18 protein-coding genes and 1 riboswitch are annotated in these 20085 nt (G+C 71.0%); of the genes, 4 read left to right on the top strand and 14 right to left on the bottom strand.

Going from position 1 to position 20085, the window contains the following annotated elements; genetic code table 11:
- Positions 1–36: 36 nt before the first annotated feature.
- Positions 37–1395 carry a peptidase C39 family protein gene (locus AQJ27_RS12115; RefSeq protein WP_067366165.1) on the bottom strand — a complete coding sequence of 453 codons (1359 nt, stop codon included), beginning with the start codon at positions 1393–1395 and terminating at the stop codon, positions 37–39.
- A 119-nt stretch (positions 1396–1514) separates the two neighbouring features.
- On the opposite strand from AQJ27_RS12115, the gene AQJ27_RS12110 reads away from it, so the two are divergent.
- Together AQJ27_RS12110 and AQJ27_RS12105 are read left to right on the top strand one after the other, a co-directional pair.
- Positions 1515–2258, top strand: coding sequence for a uridine kinase family protein (locus AQJ27_RS12110; protein ID WP_235613733.1), 744 nt, complete (start codon positions 1515–1517; stop codon positions 2256–2258).
- A gap of 435 nt (positions 2259–2693) precedes the next feature.
- Positions 2694–4559, top strand: coding sequence for an AAA family ATPase (locus tag AQJ27_RS12105; protein WP_060902403.1), 1866 nt, complete (start codon positions 2694–2696; stop codon positions 4557–4559).
- A 261-nt stretch (positions 4560–4820) separates the two neighbouring features.
- Here the strand turns inward: AQJ27_RS12105 and AQJ27_RS12100 are convergent, their stop codons facing one another.
- The 10 genes from AQJ27_RS12100 to AQJ27_RS12055 all read right to left on the bottom strand — a co-directional run bounded on the left by AQJ27_RS12100 (position 4821) and on the right by AQJ27_RS12055 (position 14159).
- Entirely contained in the window at positions 4821–5924 is a 1104-nt protein-coding gene (locus AQJ27_RS12100) for a hemolysin family protein (protein ID WP_067366162.1), read from the bottom strand.
- Positions 5921–7255 carry a hemolysin family protein gene (locus AQJ27_RS12095; protein WP_067366159.1) on the bottom strand — a complete coding sequence of 445 codons (1335 nt, stop codon included), beginning with the start codon at positions 7253–7255 and terminating at the stop codon, positions 5921–5923. Before AQJ27_RS12095 ends, AQJ27_RS12100 begins: the two co-directional genes overlap by 4 nt.
- A 203-nt stretch (positions 7256–7458) precedes the next feature.
- Positions 7459–7914: a PH domain-containing protein gene (locus tag AQJ27_RS12090; RefSeq protein ID WP_067366155.1), complete on the bottom strand. Its 456-nt coding sequence runs from the start codon at positions 7912–7914 to the stop codon at positions 7459–7461.
- A gap of 17 nt (positions 7915–7931) precedes the next feature.
- Positions 7932–8789, bottom strand: a complete 858-nt coding sequence (hisG, locus tag AQJ27_RS12085) for an ATP phosphoribosyltransferase (RefSeq protein WP_067366152.1) — start codon at positions 8787–8789, stop codon at positions 7932–7934.
- A gap of 57 nt (positions 8790–8846) precedes the next feature.
- Positions 8847–9119: a phosphoribosyl-ATP diphosphatase gene (locus AQJ27_RS12080; protein WP_054236279.1), complete on the bottom strand. Its 273-nt coding sequence runs from the start codon at positions 9117–9119 to the stop codon at positions 8847–8849.
- 34 nt (positions 9120–9153) lie between these two features.
- Positions 9154–9639 carry a 6,7-dimethyl-8-ribityllumazine synthase gene (ribH, locus tag AQJ27_RS12075; RefSeq protein ID WP_067366149.1) on the bottom strand — a complete coding sequence of 162 codons (486 nt, stop codon included), beginning with the start codon at positions 9637–9639 and terminating at the stop codon, positions 9154–9156.
- Positions 9640–9661: 22 nt separating this feature from the next.
- The gene (locus AQJ27_RS12070) at positions 9662–10999 is read right to left on the bottom strand and encodes a bifunctional 3,4-dihydroxy-2-butanone-4-phosphate synthase/GTP cyclohydrolase II (protein WP_067366145.1); all 1338 of its coding nucleotides are present in this window, start codon (positions 10997–10999) and stop codon (positions 9662–9664) included.
- On the bottom strand, positions 10996–11640 hold the full coding sequence (locus tag AQJ27_RS12065) for a nicotinamide mononucleotide transporter family protein (protein ID WP_067366142.1): 645 nt from the start codon (positions 11638–11640) through the stop codon (positions 10996–10998). The genes AQJ27_RS12070 and AQJ27_RS12065 overlap by 4 nt, the downstream gene beginning before the upstream one ends.
- The gene (locus tag AQJ27_RS12060; protein WP_067366138.1) at positions 11637–12272 is read right to left on the bottom strand and encodes a riboflavin synthase; all 636 of its coding nucleotides are present in this window, start codon (positions 12270–12272) and stop codon (positions 11637–11639) included. Before AQJ27_RS12060 ends, AQJ27_RS12065 begins: the two co-directional genes overlap by 4 nt.
- 153 nt (positions 12273–12425) lie before the next feature.
- Positions 12426–12556: riboswitch (FMN riboswitch) on the bottom strand.
- Positions 12557–12938: 382 nt separating this feature from the next.
- Complete coding sequence (locus AQJ27_RS12055) at positions 12939–14159, bottom strand: ROK family transcriptional regulator (protein ID WP_067366135.1); 1221 nt, start codon at positions 14157–14159, stop codon at positions 12939–12941.
- A 129-nt stretch (positions 14160–14288) separates the two neighbouring features.
- On the opposite strand from AQJ27_RS12055, the gene AQJ27_RS12050 reads away from it, so the two are divergent.
- Positions 14289–15491 carry an MFS transporter gene (locus tag AQJ27_RS12050; RefSeq protein WP_425275204.1) on the top strand — a complete coding sequence of 401 codons (1203 nt, stop codon included), beginning with the start codon at positions 14289–14291 and terminating at the stop codon, positions 15489–15491.
- Here AQJ27_RS12050 and AQJ27_RS12045 read toward each other — a convergent pair.
- Both AQJ27_RS12045 and AQJ27_RS12040 read right to left on the bottom strand, forming a co-directional pair.
- Positions 15451–15912, bottom strand: a complete 462-nt coding sequence (locus tag AQJ27_RS12045) for an acyl-CoA thioesterase (protein ID WP_067366129.1) — start codon at positions 15910–15912, stop codon at positions 15451–15453. The two genes, AQJ27_RS12050 and AQJ27_RS12045, sit on opposite strands and share 41 nt — an antisense overlap.
- A 99-nt stretch (positions 15913–16011) precedes the next feature.
- Positions 16012–17277, bottom strand: coding sequence for an alginate lyase family protein (locus tag AQJ27_RS12040; protein ID WP_067366473.1), 1266 nt, complete (start codon positions 17275–17277; stop codon positions 16012–16014).
- Between the two features lie 121 nt (positions 17278–17398).
- Between AQJ27_RS12040 and AQJ27_RS12035 the strand changes: the two genes are divergently transcribed.
- On the top strand, positions 17399–18793 hold the full coding sequence (locus tag AQJ27_RS12035) for a uracil-xanthine permease family protein (RefSeq protein ID WP_067366126.1): 1395 nt from the start codon (positions 17399–17401) through the stop codon (positions 18791–18793).
- Here the strand turns inward: AQJ27_RS12035 and AQJ27_RS12030 are convergent.
- Positions 18775–19899 (bottom strand): glycoside hydrolase family 6 protein, encoded by a 1125-nt coding sequence (locus AQJ27_RS12030; RefSeq protein WP_067366123.1) that lies wholly within the window; start codon positions 19897–19899, stop codon positions 18775–18777. The genes AQJ27_RS12035 and AQJ27_RS12030 overlap by 19 nt on opposite strands.
- Positions 19900–20085 lie beyond the last annotated feature (186 nt).

Raw genomic sequence — 20085 nt, 5'->3', positions numbered from 1 at the left:
AGTGAGGGGGCGGCACCACGGGGGTCGCCCCCTCGCTCAACGGACTCCGACCGCCTTGAGCGCCTCGCGCTGCCCCGCCGACGGATTCGCCGGGAAGTACAGGTAGCAGACCCCGCCCGTACCGGAGACGACGTTCCCGGAGGCGTTGTACCTCTTGGTACGGAGCCAGATGTTCTCCCACTCGGACCGCTTGTAGACCCGGCGCACGGCGTCGTCGCCCGGCGAGGCGGGGTCGTTGGCGATCACATCGCCGCCCGCGGTGAATCCGATGACGGTCATGAGGTGGCCCGAGGTCCCGTACCCCGCCCCCGTCAGCTCGGACTTCAGGAACGACTGGGACGTTATGGCCGGGATACCGGCGGCGATCAGCTTCTCCAGGTCGGTGAGCGAGCGGAGGCGGGTGACCACCCCCTGGAGGTCCTTGTACGTCGCCGCGTACGCCGCGTTGAAGGGCCAGTTGCCGCAGCCGCCGTACTGGTAGTCGTAGGTGAAGCGGGCCGCGTGGCAGACCTGCGGGTCGGCGAAAGTCGGGTCGACCCAGGCGAGTTGCTCGGCTGTGGGCCTGCGTCCCCAGTGCTCGATGATCATCTGCGAGGAGGTGGGGCTGCACCAGGCCTCGCCGCCGTTGTCGTACTCGGGGTACTGGCCCGCGTGGATCTCCTGGGAGTAGCGCGGAACCGTCAACTCCTTCACGAGCCCGGGGGTGGAGGCCGGGACGGTGAAGCGGTCGGGGATGTCGGAGCCCATCGCGCCGAGCCGCCACACGGTGGGCGTCAGCCCGGACTTCGGGGTGCGGTACAGGGTCAGACGGAGCCGGTACGAGACGAGGCGCAGGCCCGAGGCCGCGTCGTCGATCGCGAAGGTGTCCGTCCAGATACTGCTCTTGCCGTCCTTCTGATCGTCCACGGAGGTCCGCTTGATGTCCTGGTCGCCGGCCGCCCAGCGGCCCATCACGTACCAGGGAGTGGCGGTGCCGTCGGAGTACGTGCCCGTGAGCTCGACCTGGAGCCAGGTGGCCGCCGGGGTGTGCGCGTTCCAGGAGGCGATGGCCTCGGTGGCGGGGACGGTGAGCCGGTGGACCGGGGAGGTCCAGGTCGCGTACTCCCAGGTCACGGTCTTCCCGGTGTGCGGGTCGGTGTAGTCCGCGGTGCCGGCCGGGGTCTCGATCACCAGGCCGGGACGGGCGGCCGCGAGGGCCCGCGTGCCCTTCGCGGTGCCGGTCCGCCAGTCGGCGTACGAGGTCCAGGCCCGGTTGTCCACGAGGCCCGGACCCGCGTGCGTGTGCGCGGCCCCGGCCCGGGTGGCCGCGGCCGCGCTGCCCGCGGTGGCGGCCGCCGCCGCGGCGACCGCCACGGCCAGGAGGGCTCTGCGGGACGGCTCTGAAGCTCTGGTCATGGGTGGGGAACCCCCAGTTCGTCCGGAAGCGGCGGCTCCCCACTATGGACGGTGGAAGGCGGCTCCTGCCAGCACTTCGACCTGTGCCGCGCCCACCAATATTGGTCGGAACCACTGGCATGACCTGCGACGCCTCGGTTCCGGCGGGGGCGCGCCGGCCGCCGCTAGAGTGTTCCCCGTACAGGGGTGCGTGTGCCCGCCGGGCGGATGCGCCCGCGCCTCACCGCACCTCGGGAACCGTCATCCGCGACCTCGCCGCGCGCCTGCGCGCCCTGCCGCCCTCCTGCGGACCCGTCCGCCTGATCGGTGTCGACGGGCACGCCGGCTCCGGGAAGACCACCTTCGCCGGACGGCTGGCCGCGGCACTGGGCGACGCGCCCGTGCTGCATCTCGACGACATCGCGACGCACGAGGAGCTGTTCGGCTGGACCCGGCGGCTGCTGGGCCAGGTGGTCGAGCCGCTGAGCCGGGGCGAGACGGCGCGCTACCTCCCGTACGACTGGAGCGCCCGCGCCTTCGGTCCGGTCCGCGAACTGCCGCCCGCGCCCGTGATCCTGCTGGAGGGGGTCGGCGCCGGGCGCCGGGCGCTGCGCCCGTATCTCGCGCGGCTGCTGTGGATGGAACTGGCGCGCGACGAGGCCTGGACACGAGGGCGGCGACGGGACGGCGAGGCGCAGAGCGCGTTCTGGGCCGGGTGGGTCGCCGCCGAGCGTCAGCACTTCGTCGAGGATCCCTCAAAACCCTTTGCCGATCTTCTGGTGCGGCAGTGTTCTGAGGGATACGAGGTGTTTTCGGGACCCACTGAGACCGCTGGACCGGACCAGCCCCTCACTCACGGTGACGGATCATCCGCAATGTGCTGAACTTGTGAAGAGCCCTGCGAGGGAAGTTCCCTCAGTGCCTCAACTCGGCTTGACCGGGGGGCCGTACAGGACTTACGTTCTGAATGTGCGGTCTTTCGAAGCCGCCCGCAGTCGCGAAGCCCCCGGTTGTTCCCCCGTGATCGGGGGCTTCGTTCTGCCCACACCCTCTCTTTTCGGGCGCTCCGCGCCGCGATTCGCTCACCCTCGGTCACCGAGTCAAGTGCGCCCCATCTGCTCCCACCTCGTGGAACGAGGCGTGCGGCACCCTTCGGCACGCCCATGAACCGCAGGTACGATGCCTCTCGGTGCGACCTTCGGACGGCTGCTCTGCGCACCGGTGCAACTCCCGTCCGCGGCACAGGGGTTCGACCAAAGCTGCCGACGGGCACCGGCCCGTTCGGAGAACCATCGGGGGCACGGTTTGTGGGGGACGTGATGGACTTCGGCATGCAGGGCCCGGAGGCCCCGGCCGACCTCGCCTGGATGCGAGGTGTGGACGCCTACACCATGGGCGCCTATCCGCAGGCGGAGGAGGAGTTCCGCACCGCGGTCCGGATGGACCCGGGCATGGCGGACGGCTGGCTCGGGCTGCACGCGCTGCGGGTGGACACGACGACCGCGCTGCTACGGATGTTCCGGCACCGGGACCGCTTCGGTGAGCAGCGCTCGCGCCACCGGCGCACGCTCAACTCCTGGTACTGGCTGGGCTGGTGGGTGCAGCCGGTGCTGGAGAGCCCGCGCGATCTGCTGCTCGCGCACGCCTCGCACTGGCTGGACGGCCGCCATGTGCCCGAGCTGGACCGTGCTCTCGCCGGGCTGCCGCCGGTCGACGCCGATCATCAGGTGCGGTTTCTGCACGCCTGCCGGGCCTATCTGGTCAAGGACTGGGAGCAGCTGGTCCGGCACACGGATCCGCTGATCGACGACCCCATGCTGGGCATAGAGGCCGGCCTCTTCGGCGGCATGGCCCGGGTCCGCCTGGAGATGTTCGGCCAGGCGGAGCCGCTCCTGTCCTCCGCGCTGATGCGCTGCCGCAGCGAACAGCCCCAGCGCAAGGAGCTGCGGTACTGGCTCGCGCGGGCCCACGAGGGCACCGGGCGGTCGGCCGCCGCGCTGCCCCTGTACCGGGCGGTGCACCGCGTCGACCCGGCCTTCATGGACACCTCGGCCCGGTTGGCCGCGATCTCCGAGGGCGACGGGTACGACGATGCCGCCGCCGACCTCGCGGCGATCACCCTTGCCGGGGTCGGGCAGGACGTCATGGACGGCCCCGACGGGATCGATCCCCTCTTCGGCGTCGAGGGCCGCGACCTGAAGCTCTCGGAGCCCGATCCTCTTCCGCCGGGCGCGTTGCCGCCGGAGACCGACGTGGTGCGCGAGAAGGCCGTGGTGCCGGTGCAGCCGTTGCCGGCCGGGCCGACCGACCCCGCCTTACTTGACGAAGCGCTCGCCGAACTGGAGCGCATGGTCGGGCTGGAGCCGGTGAAGCGCCAGGTCAAGGCGTTGTCGGCGCAGCTGAACATGGCGCGGCTGCGGGCCGGGCAGGGCCTGCCCGTCCAGCCCCCGAAGCGCCATTTCGTCTTCTCCGGCCCCTCGGGCACCGGCAAGACCACGGTGGCTCGCATTCTCGGACGGGTCTTCTACGCGCTCGGTCTGCTCGGCGGTGACCACCTCGTGGAGGCGCAGCGGGCGGACCTCGTGGGCGAGTACCTGGGCCAGACCGCCGTCAAGGCCAACGAGCTGATCGACTCGGCGATCGGTGGAGTCCTCTTCGTGGACGAGGCGTACGCGCTCTCGAACTCGGGCTACGGCAAGGGGGACGCGTACGGGGACGAGGCGCTGCAGGTGCTGCTGAAGCGGGCCGAGGACAACCGCGACCACCTCGTGGTCATCCTCGCCGGCTACCCGGAGGGCATGGACCGCCTCCTGGCCGCCAATCCCGGCCTCTCCTCCCGCTTCACCACCCGGGTCGACTTCCCCTCCTACCGCCCCCTGGAACTGACCTCCATCGGTGAGGTGCTCGCCGCCGAGAACGGTGACATCTGGGACGAGGAGGCGCTCGACGAACTCCGCTCCATCGCCGGGCACGTGGTCGATCAGGGCTGGATCGACGAACTCGGCAACGGCCGGTTCCTGCGCACCCTGTACGAGAAGAGCTGCGCGTACCGGGACCTGCGTCTCTCCGGTTACCCGAACACGCCCTCCCGCGACGATCTGTCGACACTCCGGCTGCCGGACCTCATGCAGGCGTACGGGGAGGTGCTGTCGGGCCGGGGCCCCCAGGACCCTTCGGCGATGTGACCAACGCCCCTCGGCCTCGAACGCCGGATGCGCCGAGGCTCTCAGGGGCGTGGGGAGCTGCGCGACCGGCCCCCACCGCCCCGCGGCCGAACAACCGGGAGCGGGCAGCCGATCGGGGCGCAGCCCCGGCCCAGGGGCGCGGGGAACTGCGCGAGCAACCCCCGCCACCCGGCAGCCGAACAACCAGGCGTAGGGGGCATCGGGGCGCAGCCCCGGTCCGGGGCGTGGGGAGCTGTGTGAGCGGCCCCCCACGCGGGGGCGTCAGGTTGCCAGGGCCTCCTCCGGGGCCTCGCTGAGGCGGGGTTCCGTGAGCGGCGTGACCACAGCGGCAGCGTCGGCGTCCGCATCCCGATGGGCCGGGTCGCGTACCTCGCCCACCAGGAGCTCCAGGACGTCCTCCAGCGCGACAAGGCCCAGGACCTTCCCCGACGCGTCCGCGACCTGCGCGAGGTGCGTCGCGGCGCGGCGCATCACGGTCAGGGCGTCGTCCAGCGGGAGTTCGGAGCTCAGGGTGGTCATGTGTCGCCACAGGTGCTGGGGAACCGCCCGTTGGGACTCCTCCAGGTCGAGGACGTCCTTCACATGCAGATAGCCCATGAAGGCGCCGTTCTCCGCGACGACCGGGAACCGGGAGTACCCGGTACGGGCGGTGAGCGCGACGACCTGGCCGGGGGTGACGGAGGGGCCGACGGTGACCAGGGAGCCGTGGTCCAGGAGGACGTCGGTGACCGGGCGGGAGCCCAGTTCCAGGGCGTCCTCGAGGCGTTCCTGCTCCTTGGGATCCAGCAGGCCCGCCTGACCGGAGTCCTCGACGAGCCGGTTGAGCTGCTCGCTCGTGAAGACCGCCTCGACCTCGTCCTTGGGTTCGACCCGGAAGAGTTTCAGGATGAGGCGGGCGCAGGCGCCCAGGGCGACGGTGACGGGACGGCACAGGCGCGCGAAGGCCACCAGGCCGGGGCTCAGCCACAGGGCCGTCTTCTCGGGCGCGGCCATCGCCAGGTTCTTCGGGACCATCTCGCCGATGACGAGGTGGAAGAAGACGACGAGGGCGAGCGCGATGACGTATCCGAGGGGGTGGATCACCCCTTCGGGGAGGTGTACCGCCTCGAAGACCGGCTCCAGCAGGTGCGCGACCGTCGGTTCGGCCACCGCGCCGAGCGTCAACGAGCAGACGGTGATGCCGAACTGGGCCGCCGCCATCATCTGCGGCAGCCGCTCCAGGCCGTACAGGACCTGGCGGGCCCGCGCGGACCCGAGCGGTTCGATCTGACTGCGCCGTACGGAGACGAGCGCGAACTCGGCGCCGACGAAGAACCCGTTGGCGAGCACCAGCAACACGGCGAACAGGAGTTGGAGCACGCTCATCGGACGGCCTCCGGCGCGGCTACCGCGTCGGCGGTCCTGACCAGCCGGACCCGTTCGGCCCGGTAGTGCCCGACCTGGCGTACCGAGAGACGCCAGCCGGGCAGTTCGGCCTTGTCGCCGGGGGCCGGGATCCGGCCGAGCAGATCGGCGACGAGGCCCGCGACGGTCTCGTACGGGCCCTCGGGCACGTCGAGACCTATGCGCTGCAGGATGTCGACCCGGCAGCTGCCGTCGGCGTCCCAGGCGGGCCGCCCGTCCTCGGGCGGCACGGCGGCGAGCTCCGGCAGGTCCTTGGCGTCGTGCTCGTCGCGGACCTCGCCGACGAGTTCCTCGACGATGTCCTCCAGGGTGACCACGCCCGCCGTACCGCCGTACTCGTCGACGACGACGGCGATCGGCTGCTGGTTGCGCAGCTGCTCGAGCAGGGGCTGCACGGGCAGCGTCTCCGGGACCAGCAGCGGGGCCTGGGCGATCCGGCCGACGGGGGTGCGCAGCCGGTCCTGGGCGGGGATCGCCAGGGCGTCCTTGAGGTGCGCCATGCCGACGATCTCGTCGATCCGCTCCCGGTAGACGGGGAAGCGGGAGAGGCCGGTGGCGCGGGTGAGATTGACGACGTCCTCGGCCGTGGCGGAGGACTGGAGCGCGCTGACCCGTACCCGCGGGGTCATGACGTGCTGCGCGGTCAGGTCGGCGAGCGAGATGGTCCGTACGAAGAGATCCGCGGTGTCCTGCTCCAGGGCGCCGGCCTGGGCCGAGTGCCGGGCCAGGGAGACGAGCTCGCCGGGGGTGCGGGCGGAGGCCAGCTCCTCGGCGGGTTCGACACCCAGGGCCCGTACGAGCCGGTTGGCGACCGTGTTGAGCGCGGCGATCACCGGCCGGAAGAGGCGGGAGAAGACGTGCTGCGGACCCGCGACGAAGCGGGCGACCTGAAGCGGCTTGGAGACCGCCCAGTTCTTGGGCACGAGTTCGCCGATCACCATCTGCACGGCCGCGGCGAGCAGCATGCCGACCACGACGGCGACACCGGACACGGCGCCCTCGGGCACTCCGATCGCGGTGAAGGGTCCGTGCAGCAGTTCGGCGAGCGCGGGTTCGGCGAGCATGCCGACGACGAGCGAGGTGATGGTGATGCCGAGCTGGGTGCCGGAGAGCTGGAAGGACAGCTCCTTGAGCGATTCGACGACCGTACCGGCCCGTCGGTCGCCTTCGGCCGCCGCCTTCTCGGCGTCGGGCCGCTCGACCGTGACGAGGCCGAACTCGGCCGCCACGAAGAAGCCGTTGGCGAGGATCAGCAGGAACGCCGCCCCAAGGAGCAGCAGGGGGATGGTCATGATGCCGCCGCCTCGATATGTCGGGAGGGGGCGGCGCAGGTACTACAGGACGATCCGTCCATCGCTGGAGGGAGTCACTCCTCGGGTAGCAGGGGGCCGCTGAGTCACCAGGTGGAACATCAGCGGCGGAGGCGCAACGAAAACGCCTCCGCCAACAGATTAATCAAGACATGGGCCCGTACGGCAGGGTGGAAGGCCGAGAGTCAGCCGTGATGTTGCTCCGGGTCGCCGATGGAGCGGGCCTCAGCGAGCGCGCGCAGGGCGCGGGCGTCCTGGATCGCGCGCTGTTTGGCGATGCCCGGTTGGATGCCGAGCACGGGCAGGCTGGTGCCGTCGCTGAGGTTCAGGAACACCCAGGGGTCGCCAGGGCGCAGGTTGACCTGGAGGATCTCCGCCCACTCCAGGTGTCGCCTGCTGGTGATGTTCACCACGGTGACGCCGGTCTCGTCGGCGACGACCTTGGGCCGCGAGAGCATCAGCAGGACACCGAAGAGCAGCGCGCCGATGAAGATGAAGCTGAGCTTCTCCCCCGGGCTGAGCTGTTCGAGGAGCAGCGCGACCGTCGCTATGACGACGAAGATCGCGACGCCCGCGGTGAGCAGCACGGCCCGGGTGAGGGACGGCCGGAACGTGACGGGGAGCGTGGGAAGGTCGGGCATGGCTTCGGTCGGGGTCCTCAGAGGCGGCAGGCGTGGATGGCCGTGGTCAGGATGGCCCGCGCGCCGAGCGCGTACAGGTCGTCCATGATCTGCTGGGCCTCCTTGGCGGGCACCATGGCACGGACGGCGACCCAGCCCTCGTTGTGCAGCGGGGAGATGGTCGGCGACTCCAGGCCCGGCGTGAGCGCGACGGCCTTCTCCAGGTGCTCGGCGCGGCAGTCGTAGTCCATCATCACGTACGTCCGTGCGACCAGGACGCCCTGAAGTCGGCGCAGGAACTGCTGCACCTTGGACTCGGCGTCCTCGGAGGTGTCGGCCCCGACCCGGCGGATGACGACGGCCTCGGACTTCATGATCGGGTCGCCGAAGACCTCGAGGCCCGCGTTGCGCAGCGAGGTGCCGGTCTCGACGACGTCCGCGATGACCTCGGCGACACCGAGTTCGATCGCGGTCTCGACGGCGCCGTCGAGGTGGACGACGGAGGCGTCGATGCCGCTGTCGGCGAGGTGCTTGGCCACGATGCCCTCGTAGGAGGTGGCGACCGTCGTGCCGCCGAGGTCCTCGATGGCCTTGGCGGTGCCGGGCTTGGCGGCGAAGCGGAACGTCGAGCGGGCGAAGCCGAGCGGGAGGATCTCCTCCGCGTTGGCGCCCGAGTCGATGAGCAGGTCACGGCCGGTGATGCCGATGTCGAGGCGGCCGGAGGAGACGTAGATCGCGATGTCGCGGGGGCGGAGGTAGAAGAACTCGACCTCGTTGCCCGGGTCGACGATGCGCAGTTCCTTGGACTCCCGGCGCTGCTGGTAGCCGGCCTCATGCAGCATCTCCGCCGCAGGGCCTGACAGGGAACCCTTGTTGGGGACGGCGATGCGCAGCATGAGGTCGGCTTCCTTCGTTCGTGCGTACGATACGTACGGGATTGCGGGGTTTGCGGCTCAGAGGTGGGCGTACACGTCGTCGAGGGAGATCCCGCGCGCCACCATCATCACCTGAACGTGGTAGAGGAGCTGCGAGATCTCCTCGGCGGCGGCGTCCTTGCCCTCGTACTCGGCGGCCATCCAGACCTCGGCGGCCTCTTCGACGACCTTCTTGCCGATGGCATGGACGCCCTTGCCGACCAGTTCCGCGGTGCGTGAAGTGGTGGGATCGCCGGTGGCGGCCTTGTGCTGGAGCTCGGTGAAGAGCTCCTCGAACGTCTTCTTGGACATGATGCTGCCCACCCTACGCGCTACCGCCCCTGCCTCAGTGCCAGGGTTCGGATACTGAGCGCAGTGTGGCCGCGGTCGCCACGGCGGCCGTCACCGCCTCGTGTCCCTTGTCCTCGTTGGAACCCTCGATGCCCGCACGGTCGAGAGCCTGCTCCTCGGTGTCGCAGGTCAGTACGCCGAAGCCGATGGGGACACCGGTGTCGATGGAGACCTGGGTGAGTCCCTGGGTGACGCCCTGGCACACGTACTCGAAGTGCGGGGTGCCGCCGCGGATGACGACGCCGAGCGCGACGATCGCGTCGTAGCCGCGGCCCGCGAGGACCTTGGCGACGACCGGCAGCTCGAAGCTGCCGGGGACCCTGAGCAGGGTCGGCTCGTCGATCCCGAGCTCGTGCAGGGCGCGCAGCGCGCCGTTGACGAGGCCGTCCATCACCTTTTCGTGCCACTGTGCCGCGATGACCGCGACCCGCAGGTCGCCGCAGTTGCGTACGGACAGTTCAGGTGCACCCTTGCCGCTCACGTCTCTCCTCAGTTCTTTCTTGTTACTGGTTGCCGCAGGCGGACACGGCAGCCGTGTCGAGCCAGGGCAGGTCGTGGCCCATCCGGTCCCGCTTGGTGCGCAGGTAACGGAGGTTGTGCTCGCCCGCCTGTACGGGCATCGGCTCCCGGCGCGTGACCTTGAGGCCGTGCCGGACCAGTGCGTCGGTCTTGTCGGGGTTGTTGGTCAGCAGGCGCAGGCTGTGGACGCCGAGGTCCTCCAGGATCTGCGCGCTCGCGCCGTAGTCCCGGGCGTCGGCGGGCAGGCCGAGTTCCAGGTTGGCGTCGAGGGTGTCGCGGCCGCGCTCCTGGAGCTCGTAGGCGCGCAGCTTGGACAGCAGGCCGATGCCGCGCCCCTCGTGCCCACGCAGGTAGACCACGACGCCCCGGCCCTCGGCCTGGATGCGCTCCATGGAGGTCTGGAGCTGGGGGCCGCAGTCGCAGCGCAGCGAGTGGAAGATGTCGCCGGTCAGGCACTCGGAGTGGACACGGACGAGGACGTCCTCGCCGTCGCCGATCTCGCCGTGCACCAGGGCGACGTGCTCGACGCCGTCGACGGTGGAGCGGTAGCCGTACGCCGTGAACTCGCCGAAGGCGGTGGGAAGTTGGGTCTTCGCCTCGCGACGGACCGTGGGCTCCGCCGGGGGCGCCCCGTGCACGAGCGAAGTCGAGAGCTCGGGGGAGCGGCGGTAGGCGATCAGGTCCTCGATGGAGATGATCGTCAGGCCGTGCTTGCGGGCGAACGGGATGAGCTCGGGCAGACGGAGCATGCGTCCGTCCTCCCCGGCGATCTCGACGATCGCGCCGGCCGGGCGCAGGCCCGCGAGCCGGGCGAGGTCGACGGCGGCCTCGGTGTGGCCGTTGCGGACGAGGACACCGCCGGGCTTGGCGCGCAGCGGGAAGATGTGGCCGGGGCGCACGAAGTCGCCCGCCTCGGCCTCGCCGCCGGCCAGCAGCCGCAGTGTGGTGGCACGGTCGGCCGCGGAGATGCCGGTGGACACGCCGTGGGCGGCGGAGGCGTCCACCGAGACGGTGAACGCCGTCTTCATCGACTCGGTGTTGTTCTCGACCATTTGGGGGAGCTGGAGGCGGTCGAGTTCATCGCCCTCCATGGGTGCGCAGATCAGCCCGCGGCACTCGCTCATCATGAAGGCGATGATCTCGGGGGTCGCCTTCTCGGCGGCGATGACGAGGTCGCCCTCGTTCTCCCGGTCCTCGTCGTCGACGACCACGATCGGTCGGCCCGCCGCGATGTCGGCGATGGCCTGCTCGACCGGGTCGAGCGCGAAGTCCGAAGCATCTTCATCGTGGCCGGTGCTGTACCAGACGGGTGCCGTGGTCATGCGGGGGCTCCTTCCAGAACGGGCTGCCCGGCCTTGCGGGAGCGCAGCCACCAGTCGCGCATGCCCCACAGGACGAGCGCGCCGTAGACGACGTAGACGAAACCGGAGAAGGCGTAGCCGTTGGCGAAGTTGAGCGGAACGCCCACCACGTCGACCAGCAGCCAGGCGAACCAGAACTCGACCATGCCGCGGGCCTGCGCGTACATGGCGACGATCGTGCCGACGAAGATGTACGCGTCCGGCCAGGGGTCCCAGGACAGGGTCGGGTACGCGTGGAACAGAGCGCTGACCGCGACAGTGCCGACGGCGGCGGCGCCCACCATGTAGGCGCGCTCGCGCCAGGTGGCGAACCGTACGGAGATGTGGCCGCCCTGGCCCTCCGCCTTGCCGCGGTTCCACTGCCACCAGCCCCACACGGCGACGACGATGACCACGACCTGCTTGCCGGCGCTGCCGGAGAGATGGCCGCTGGCGAAGGCCGCGAAGAGGACGACACCGGACAGGAGTTGTACGGGCCAGCTCCATATGGAGCGCAGCCAGCCGAGTGCGAGGCCGATCAGACCGATGATGTTGCCGATCATGTCCGACCACTTGATGTGCTGTCCGAAGAGCGTGAACGCCTCGGAGTTCAGCCAGTTCACCGACCGCTCCCCTGAGTGTCGGGCAGCGCGACCGGCTGCTCGCCACGGGCGCCGAGCAGTCGCTCGACGTACTTGGCGATGACGTCCACCTCGAGGTTGACCGGGTCGCCGGCCTGCTTGTGGCCGAGCGTGGTCAGGTCGAGGGTGGTGGGGATGAGGCTGACGGTGAAGAAGTCCGGGCCCGCGTCGACCACCGTCAGGCTGATGCCGTCGACGGTGATGGAGCCCTTCTCGACCACGTAGCGGGAGAGGTCCGCGGGGAGGGAGATCTTCACGATCTCCCAGTTCTCGGACGGCTTGCGCTCGATGACCGCGCCTGTGCCGTCGACGTGGCCCTGGACGATGTGGCCGCCGAGGCGCTCGCCCACGGCCATCGGGCGTTCCAGGTTGACGCGGGAGCCGACGGTCAGGGCGCCGAGGCTGGAGCGGTCCAGGGTTTCGGCCATGACATCGGCGGTGAATTCGTCGCCTTCGTGTTCGACGACCGTGAGACAGACGCCGTTCACGGCGATGGAGTCGCCGTGCTGTGCGCCCTGCGTGACGACGGGGCCACGCAGACGGAAACGGGAGGCGTCGTCGAGAATTTCGACGGCGGTGACCTCACCCAGCTCTTCGACGATTCCGGTGAACACTTCCCGGGTCCTCCTGCCTCATAGGGCACGGACTCCGGGGCCTGTCGATGACGACAGAATGAGCGGACTGCGACACCGGGAGCGAGCCGCATGGGGCGACACGTCCCGAAGGACACGCCGAAACAAACGGCAGCGCGCACGAATGCCCGCCCGCCGCGCACTGCCTCCCATCCGGACTTTAACCGTCGGTCCAGGAATTTCACCTGGTCAACCGGCCGCTGGAAGCGACCGGGTCGCGGACTATAACCGCCGGTTCGGACTTTCACCGACCCCGGAGTGCGCTGCTTCTGGTACAGCATCAGTGTGCCACGTCTGATCCACGTCCATGCGGGCGAACCTCTGTGGGGTGCCTCACAGGTCGTCCGGATGGACTTCTCCGGCGCATCGCGGGAGGTCAACTCCCGCGAGACTCCTCACGCTTGACGCGATCGCCCCTTGGTCCGTACCCATTGACCGACCTGGTCTAGTCCTCTTAAGGTCCATGATCAATGGTTTGTCGAAGCCGAGGTGTCGCACTCGCCCCTTGAGCGACCCGGCGGCGGTGACGGAGGCCCTTGCCCCGCCGCCGGGTCTCCCCATCCGGGGGAGGTTCTTGGGCTGCGGGCGAGTGGGGGCTGGTCGCGCAGTTCCCCGCGCCCCTGACGGAGCGCGCGTCTTCAGGCCCGGTTACCGGGAGCGCGGCGCGAAGAGGTCGTCCTGGGCTGATTCCCTTGCCGTCAGGAGGGCTCCGCGGAGTACCGCGCCGCCGCCCAGCGCGCTCGCGCGCACCTCGACCGGTAGCGGGGACATCCGGGCGAGTCGCTCGCCGACCCGCGTGGCCAGTACCTCCCCGCCCGCCTGCCCCACCTCACCGCCGAGCACCACGCACCCGGGGTCGAGAACGGCCACGACGGACGCCGCGCCGATGGCGAGGCGGTCGGCGAGGGCCGAGAGGAAGCGGTCGGCTCCGGAGGAGGCCGAAGGGGAAGGAGAGGGAGAGGAAGAGGAAAGGGTCGCCACCGCTTGCCTCACCAGCGCCGCCGCCTCCGGTTCGCCGGGCGACACTGCTGTCGCCACCGTCCCGTGGCCGGCCGCGAGTTCCACGATCGCGGCGGACCCCGCCAGGGAGTGGAACCCGCCCTCGCAGTCCGTCGCCGAGGGCAGCGTCGACGTGCCCGGTACCGGCAGGAAGCCGATCTCGCCCGTGCCGCCGGACGCACCACGACGGAGTCTGCCGTCGAGGACGACGGCCGCGCCGGTGCCGTGGCCGAGCCAGAGCAGGACGAACGTGTCGCGGTCGCGGGCGGCGCCGTCACGCTGCTCCGCGAGGGCGGCGAGGTTCGTCTCGTTCTCGACGATCACGCGGGCGGGCAGCCGTTCCTGGAGGGCGGCGACCAGCCGACGGTGCCACTCGGGCAGGCCTGAGGAGTCGCGGAGTTCGCCGGTGACGGGGTCGATGAGGCCGGGGGCTCCGACGCCGACCGTGTGCAGGCGCTCCGCCCCGGCCTCCTTGGCCGCGCGTTCGACCAGCGTGACCGCCTGCTCGACGGCGGGCCCGGTGCCGGTGTCGTCCGCGATCGGCACCGACGCCCGGGCCAGTTCCCTGCCGAGGAGGTCGGAGACGACGACCGAGACGCCCTCGGTGCGGACGTCGAGGGCGGCGAGATGGGCCCGGTCGGCGACGATCCCGTAGAGACGGGCGTTGGGGCCGCGGCGCTGCTCCCCCGACTCCCCCACCACCTCGATCAGTCCGGCGGCCGTGAGGCGTTCGACGAGGTCGGCGACGGTGGGCCGGGACAGTCCCGTGAGCTGCTTCAACTGCCCTGCCGTCAGGGGGCCTTCCTGTTGGAGGAGGCGCAGCGCGACGCGGTCGTTGATGGCCCGGGCGGTGCTCGGTGATGCGGGCATGCCGGGATCCTCCCAGATCAGTCGCTCAGTCGGCGGCCAGTAAATCATCTATCTATCAGGCAGGGTTCCTGATAGTTTACGGCGGCAGCGCGGGGAGCGGAGCCTGGAGGGGCGGGAAAGATGGGTTACATGGTCTACGACCTGCGTGAGGTGAAGCGGGCGCGGTACGCCGTGGCCGCCGTCTTCGCGGTGCACGGAGCGGTGACGGGCTCGTTCGCGACCCGTGTCCCCTGGATCCAGGACCACGCGTCCGTCAGCACCGGCCAGCTCGGGCTGGCCCTCGCGTTCCCGGCGATCGGGGCCTCCGTGGCGATGCCGCTGGCGGGCCGGATCAGCCACCGCTTCGGCGCCCGTACCGCGCTGCGCGGGCTGCTGTCCCTGTGGACCCTGTCGCTGATCCTCCCGTCCCTCGCGCCGAACCTCTACACGCTGTGCCCGGCCCTCTTCGTCTACGGCGCGTCGGCGGGCATGGCGGACGTGGCGATGAACGCGCTCGGCGTCGAGATCGAGAGCCGCCTCGGAAAGTCGATCATGTCCGGGCTGCACGGCATGTGGAGCGCGGGCGCCCTGGTCGGCTCGGCGGGTGGCACCCTCGCCGCGCACCTCGGCTCGGACGCGCGCCTGCACCACGCGTTGGCGGCCGGGGTCCTGACGGTCCTGGGTCTCACCGCCTGCCAGTGGGTCCTCGACCTACGGCCGACCGAGGACGAGGCCCCGCCGCCGCGCTTCGCGCTGCCACCTAAGTCCGCCCTGCTCATCGGCGCGATCGGCTTCTGTGCGGTGTTCGCCGAGGGCGCCAGTCTGGACTGGTCGGCGGTCTATCTGAAGGGCGAGCTGGGCAGCTCGGCCGGTCTCGCGGCGGCGTCGACGACGGGATTCATGCTGACCATGGCGGTGGCCCGGCTCGTGGGCGACGCGGTGGTCAACCGGTTCGGCGCGGTGCGCACGGTGCGGGCCGGCGGCGGTCTCGCCGTGCTCGGCGGGCTGCTCGTCGTCGTCGCGAACCACCCCGCCGTGGCGATGAGCGGCTTCGCCCTGATGGGTCTCGGCATCGCGGTCGTCGTCCCGCTCTGCTTCGCGGCGGCGGGGCACAGCGGCCCCAACCCCAGTCAGGCCATCGCGGGCGTCGCGACCATCACGTACACCTCCGGCCTGGTCGCGCCGAGCGCGATCGGCACGCTGGCGCAGGCGACGAGCCTGGTGGTGTCGTTCGGGCTGGTCACGGTGCTGGCATGTGGCCTTGCCGCGTTCGCGGGGGTGCTGCGCGCGGGCGAGCGCGACCGGCCCAAGGTCAGTCCCGCGACCGCAGCAGTTCCCGACCCACGGCCCTGAAGCGGTCGCTCCAGGGCGTGGGGCGCAGCGTCGCGGCATCGAGCCGGACGAGGACCCGCGTGCCGTGCGCGTACGTGAGCGCGCCGTCGGCCGAGCAGAAGCGGAAGCCGTACGTCACCGCGGTGTTCCCCAGGCGCTCCAGCCAGAGGTGGACGGCGTACTCGCCGGGGCGGTTGATCGGGGCCTCGTAGCTGATCCGCAGTTCCTTGACGGCGTTGCAGAAGTCGCCCGCCGCCTCCCAGTCGCCCTCATAGGCCAGGAAGCCCTGGTCGTTCCAGAGGGCCGTCCAGGCGCGTTCGACCATGACCGGGTAGCGGGCGTTGTGGAGCAGGCCGAGTGCGTCCAGGTCGTCGAAGTGGACGGTGACGGGGAGGAGCCGCCCGTAGGAGAGGGCGGGGGCTGCGGGGGCTTCGGCGGTCACGGGCGGGGCTCCTGAGGGTGCCGGTGGGGACGGTGGGGACACCCCCATCCTAAGCGGCCGCTCAGGAGCCCCTGATCGGGGTATTCGGGCGCCCTCCGGTCAGCCGGCGATCGAGTCCAGCTGCTCGGCGGCAGGCCGCAGTGTCCACAGGTCGCCGCCGGGCGGAGTCTCCAGTTTCGGCACCGCGTCCCGGGCCGACCGGTCTCCCGCGTCGGCCGCCGCGTGCACGATGTCGCTCGCCGCGTAGCGGTGGAACTCCAGCTCCGGGTGGGGCCACGGCGCGGCGCCCGTCGCGGCGGGGAGCAGATAGTCGACCGCCTTGGCCAGGGTCTGGCCGTCCGGCCCCGTGTAACGCCACAGGTTCACGCCGACGTGCCGGCCGATGGCCGCGAGGCGGGTGTAGGCGACGAGGTCGAAGGTCGAGTAGTGCCAGCTGCGGGTGCGGGTGAGCTCCTGGGGCTGGCTGCCGTCCGCGGCGACCTGCGGGTCGATCCGCTTGGACTCCGCACCGAGGACGGTCCGGCGGGCGAGGTCCTCGTCGCCGGTCGCGTACGCCAGGGCGGCGAGCAGCATGTCGTAGAAGGTGCCGTGGTTGTTCTGGGCGGCGCCCTCCTCGCCGCCGAAGGCGCTGTTCTCCAGCCAGTCGCGGAAGTCGGTGTTCCAGGCGCGCATGGCGGTGCGGTCGCTCTTCGACCAGCCGGGGGCGCCCGTCTCCAGGATCGCGATCGCGTCCAGGACGCTGGTGTAGGACTGCGAGAAGTCGATGATGCCGATGGCCCGGCCGTCGTACTTGCAGGGGATGAACTGCCCGTGGTCGAGGTTCGGGTTCATCCGGGTGGCCGGGGCGAGGAACCAGATGCGCAGGACGGTGGCGGCCTTCTCGGCGTACTGCTTCCTGCCGGTGTAGTACCAGGCGAGCGCGAGGTCGTACGTCGAGTCGAAGACCTTTTCGACGTCCTGGCGGTCGGTGCCGGTGTCGACCTCGGGGTTGCGCTGGCCGTCACGCTGGACGTACGGGCAGCCCCAGGGGTTGTCGGCGGTCTTCGGCTGGGAGGGCCACCAGTACGGGGCCTGGCTCAGGTAGTCGTGGACATCGCCGCCGGGGGCGGGCTTGGGTTTGTCGACGACCGTCCAGGGACCCTGGGCCAGCCAGTTGTCGGCACGGGCCGTCAAGTCCTTGAGCGTGCGCTTCAGCTGGGGATCCCCGTGGTCGAGCCGGAGTCGGGTCTGCTGGAGCCGGGTGCCGTCAAGGACGGCGGTGCGGGGGGCCTTCGGCGCCGCGTGGGCCGAGGCGGAGGGGACGACGACCGCCGCGAAGGTGGCCACGGCGGCGAGGAGGACCGCCAGACGGGGTCTTGCACTCATCAGGCCTCCGATCATAAATGTGAACGCAGTTCATGAGTAAGACCGTGCGAGCGTAGAACCGCCAGGTACCCGTGACAATGGTCCGGACAAAGTTTCACGTACGAAGAAAGCGAAACTCACCATGGACCTCGGCGTGCGCTGGAAACTGCACGGCGACGGGCGGACGCCCGCGCCCGGAGCGGTTGTCCGACCCGATGAACGCCTCACGTGGCCGCGCACGATCGGGCTCGGCGCCCAGCACGTGGTGGCGATGTTCGGGGCGTCGTTCGTGGCACCCGTGCTCATGGGTCTGAACCCGAACCTCGCGATCATGATGTCCGGCTTCGCGACGGTCATCTTCCTGCTCGCCACCCGCGGCCGGGTGCCCAGCTACCTCGGCTGCTCGCTCTCCTTCGTGGGCGTCGCCGCGGTGATCCGCGCGCAGGGCGGCACCAGCGCCACGGTGACCGGCGCGGTGTTCGTCGTCGGCGTCGCCCTGTTCCTGGTGGGCCTGGCCGTGCAGCGGTTCGGAGCGCGCATCATCCATGCCGCGATGCCGCCGATCGTCACGGGCGCGGTCGTCATGCTGATCGGCTTCAACCTGGCGCCGGTGACGGCGTCCACGTACTGGCCGCAGGACCAGTGGACGGCCCTGCTCACCATGGTGTTCACCAGCCTGGCCCTCGTCTGTCTGCGCGGTTTCTGGTCACGGATCGCGATCTTCCTGGGCCTGGTCTTCGGGTACGGGATCTCCTGGGTCTTCGACCGGATCTTCGGAAAGATCCACTCGGTGGACGCGAGCGGCAAGCTCACCGACCACTGGCGGCTGAACCTCTCCGGCGTCGGCAAGGCGGACTGGATCGGGCTGCCGTCCTTCCACGGCCCGTCCTTCCAGTGGTCGGCGATCCTCGTCGCGCTGCCGGTCGTGATCGCGCTGGTCGCCGAGAACGCGGGGCACGTCAAGGCCGTCGGCGAGATGACCGGCGATCCGCTGGACGACAAGCTGGGCACCGCGATCTCCGCGGACGGCGTCGCCTCGATGCTCTCCACGGCGGTCGGCGGCCCGCCCAACACCACGTACTCCGAGAACATCGGCGTGATGGCCGCGACCCGCGTCTACTCCACGGCCGCCTACTGGGCCGCCGCGGGCTTCGCCCTCCTCTTCGGCCTCTGCCCCAAGTTCGGCGCGATCGTGGCCGCGATCCCGGGCGGCGTGCTCGGCGGCATCACCGTCATCCTGTACGGCATGATCGGCCTGCTCGGCGCCCAGATCTGGCTCAACGCCCGGGTCGACCTGCGCAATCCGCTGAACCTGGTGCCGGCCGCCGCGGGCATCATCATCGGCGTCGGCGGCGTCTCCCTGAAGTTCACCGACACCTTCTCGCTCAGCGGCATCGCGCTCGGCACGCTCGTCGTGATCATCGGGTACCACGCGCTGCGATCGATGGCCCCGGCCCACCTGAAGACCGAGGGGCCGCTGCTGGACTCCGGCACATCCTCGTACGACGAGCCGGACGATCAGCGCGCCAGCTCATAGGCGTACTCCGCCGAGAAGGTCCCCGGCGTGCCCTTGCACCCGTCCGACTCCCCCGGCAGCTTCACCCACAGATAGGCGTCGATCCTCGCCTCCCCGGTGTTCAGGGTCGGCGCCCGGCCGATCTTCCGGCCCGCCGGATCGCACCACTCCCCGTCGGCCGGGGCGCCGTTGCCGTTGCGGCTGGTGTCGATGACGGCGCCCAGACTCGCGGGGCCGCCCAGCGCGGACAGCACCTGCCGGGCGTAGGCGATCTCGTCGCTCGTACGGTGGAAATTGGACACGTTGGTGAAGACACCGTCGGAGGAGGCGGCCGAGGCGGCGCCCGCCCGTGCGAGGAGCGCGGCCTGCTCGGCGGCCGGGTTCCAGGCGGAGTGGCCCGCGTCGTAGTAGACGCGGGCCCGGGGATCGGCGGCCTTGAGAACGCGGCCGGCGCGGGCCAGCGAGGCGAAGCGGGCGGCCCGGTCGGCCGCGGGGAGGCAGTCGGCCTGGGCGACCGAGTCGGGCTCCAGGACGACGATGACCTCGCCGTCTCCGAGGCCCGCCGCGAAGTCGTCGATCCAGCCGTCGTACGCGGCGAGGTCGGGTGCGCCGCCCTGTGAGGCCCCGCCGCAGTCGCGCTGCGGGATGGCGTACGGCACCACGACCGGCACCCGGCCCTCGGCCGCGGCGCCCGCGGTCACCGCCCTGACCCGCGCGGTGACGGTGGCGGGGGTGAAGTCGGCGAACCAGACGGCGGCCGGACGGTCGGCGATCCGGGACTCGATGACCGCGCGCCGGTGGTCGCCGGGATGGGACGCGACCCAGTGAAGGACCTGGGAGTCGGGGTGGCTGTAGAGCAGGGCGGGGGCGGCCACCGTCGCCGGCTCCTTCCTGCTCGGGGAAGGCGTCGGGCTCGGCTTCGGGGACGGGGAGTGGGAGGACGGGGACGGGGACGGCACGGCGGAGGTCCTGGGCGGGGAGGGAGTCGGTACGGCGGGCGGCGGGCGGAGGCCGGGCGAGCGGGTCACCAGCGGTTGGGCGTCGTCGGAGGGGCGCTCGCGGTCGAGGGCGGACATCGTCCCCGTCACCGCGCCGACCGCCACGACCACCGAGGCCGCCGCGACCATGGCGGCGCGCCGGGCCGCCCGCCTGCGCTCGGCCCGGCGCTGCGCACGTAAGCCTGACACGTACCGCTCCCCCCGGCTCCCACCACGTTTCCGCCACTGCAGGCCACATCCGCGCCTCCCGACACGGGCGTGTTCCCCCGTTCTGGGGATGCGCCCGGCCAGGCGGCGACTCCGGTCAGCCTAGGA

Source organism: Streptomyces olivochromogenes, assembly GCF_001514115.1.
GTDB lineage: Bacteria > Actinomycetota > Actinomycetes > Streptomycetales > Streptomycetaceae > Streptomyces > Streptomyces olivochromogenes.
The sequence above is the reverse complement of the archived record's forward strand: the minus strand, read 5'-3'. Positions and strand labels throughout refer to the sequence as shown.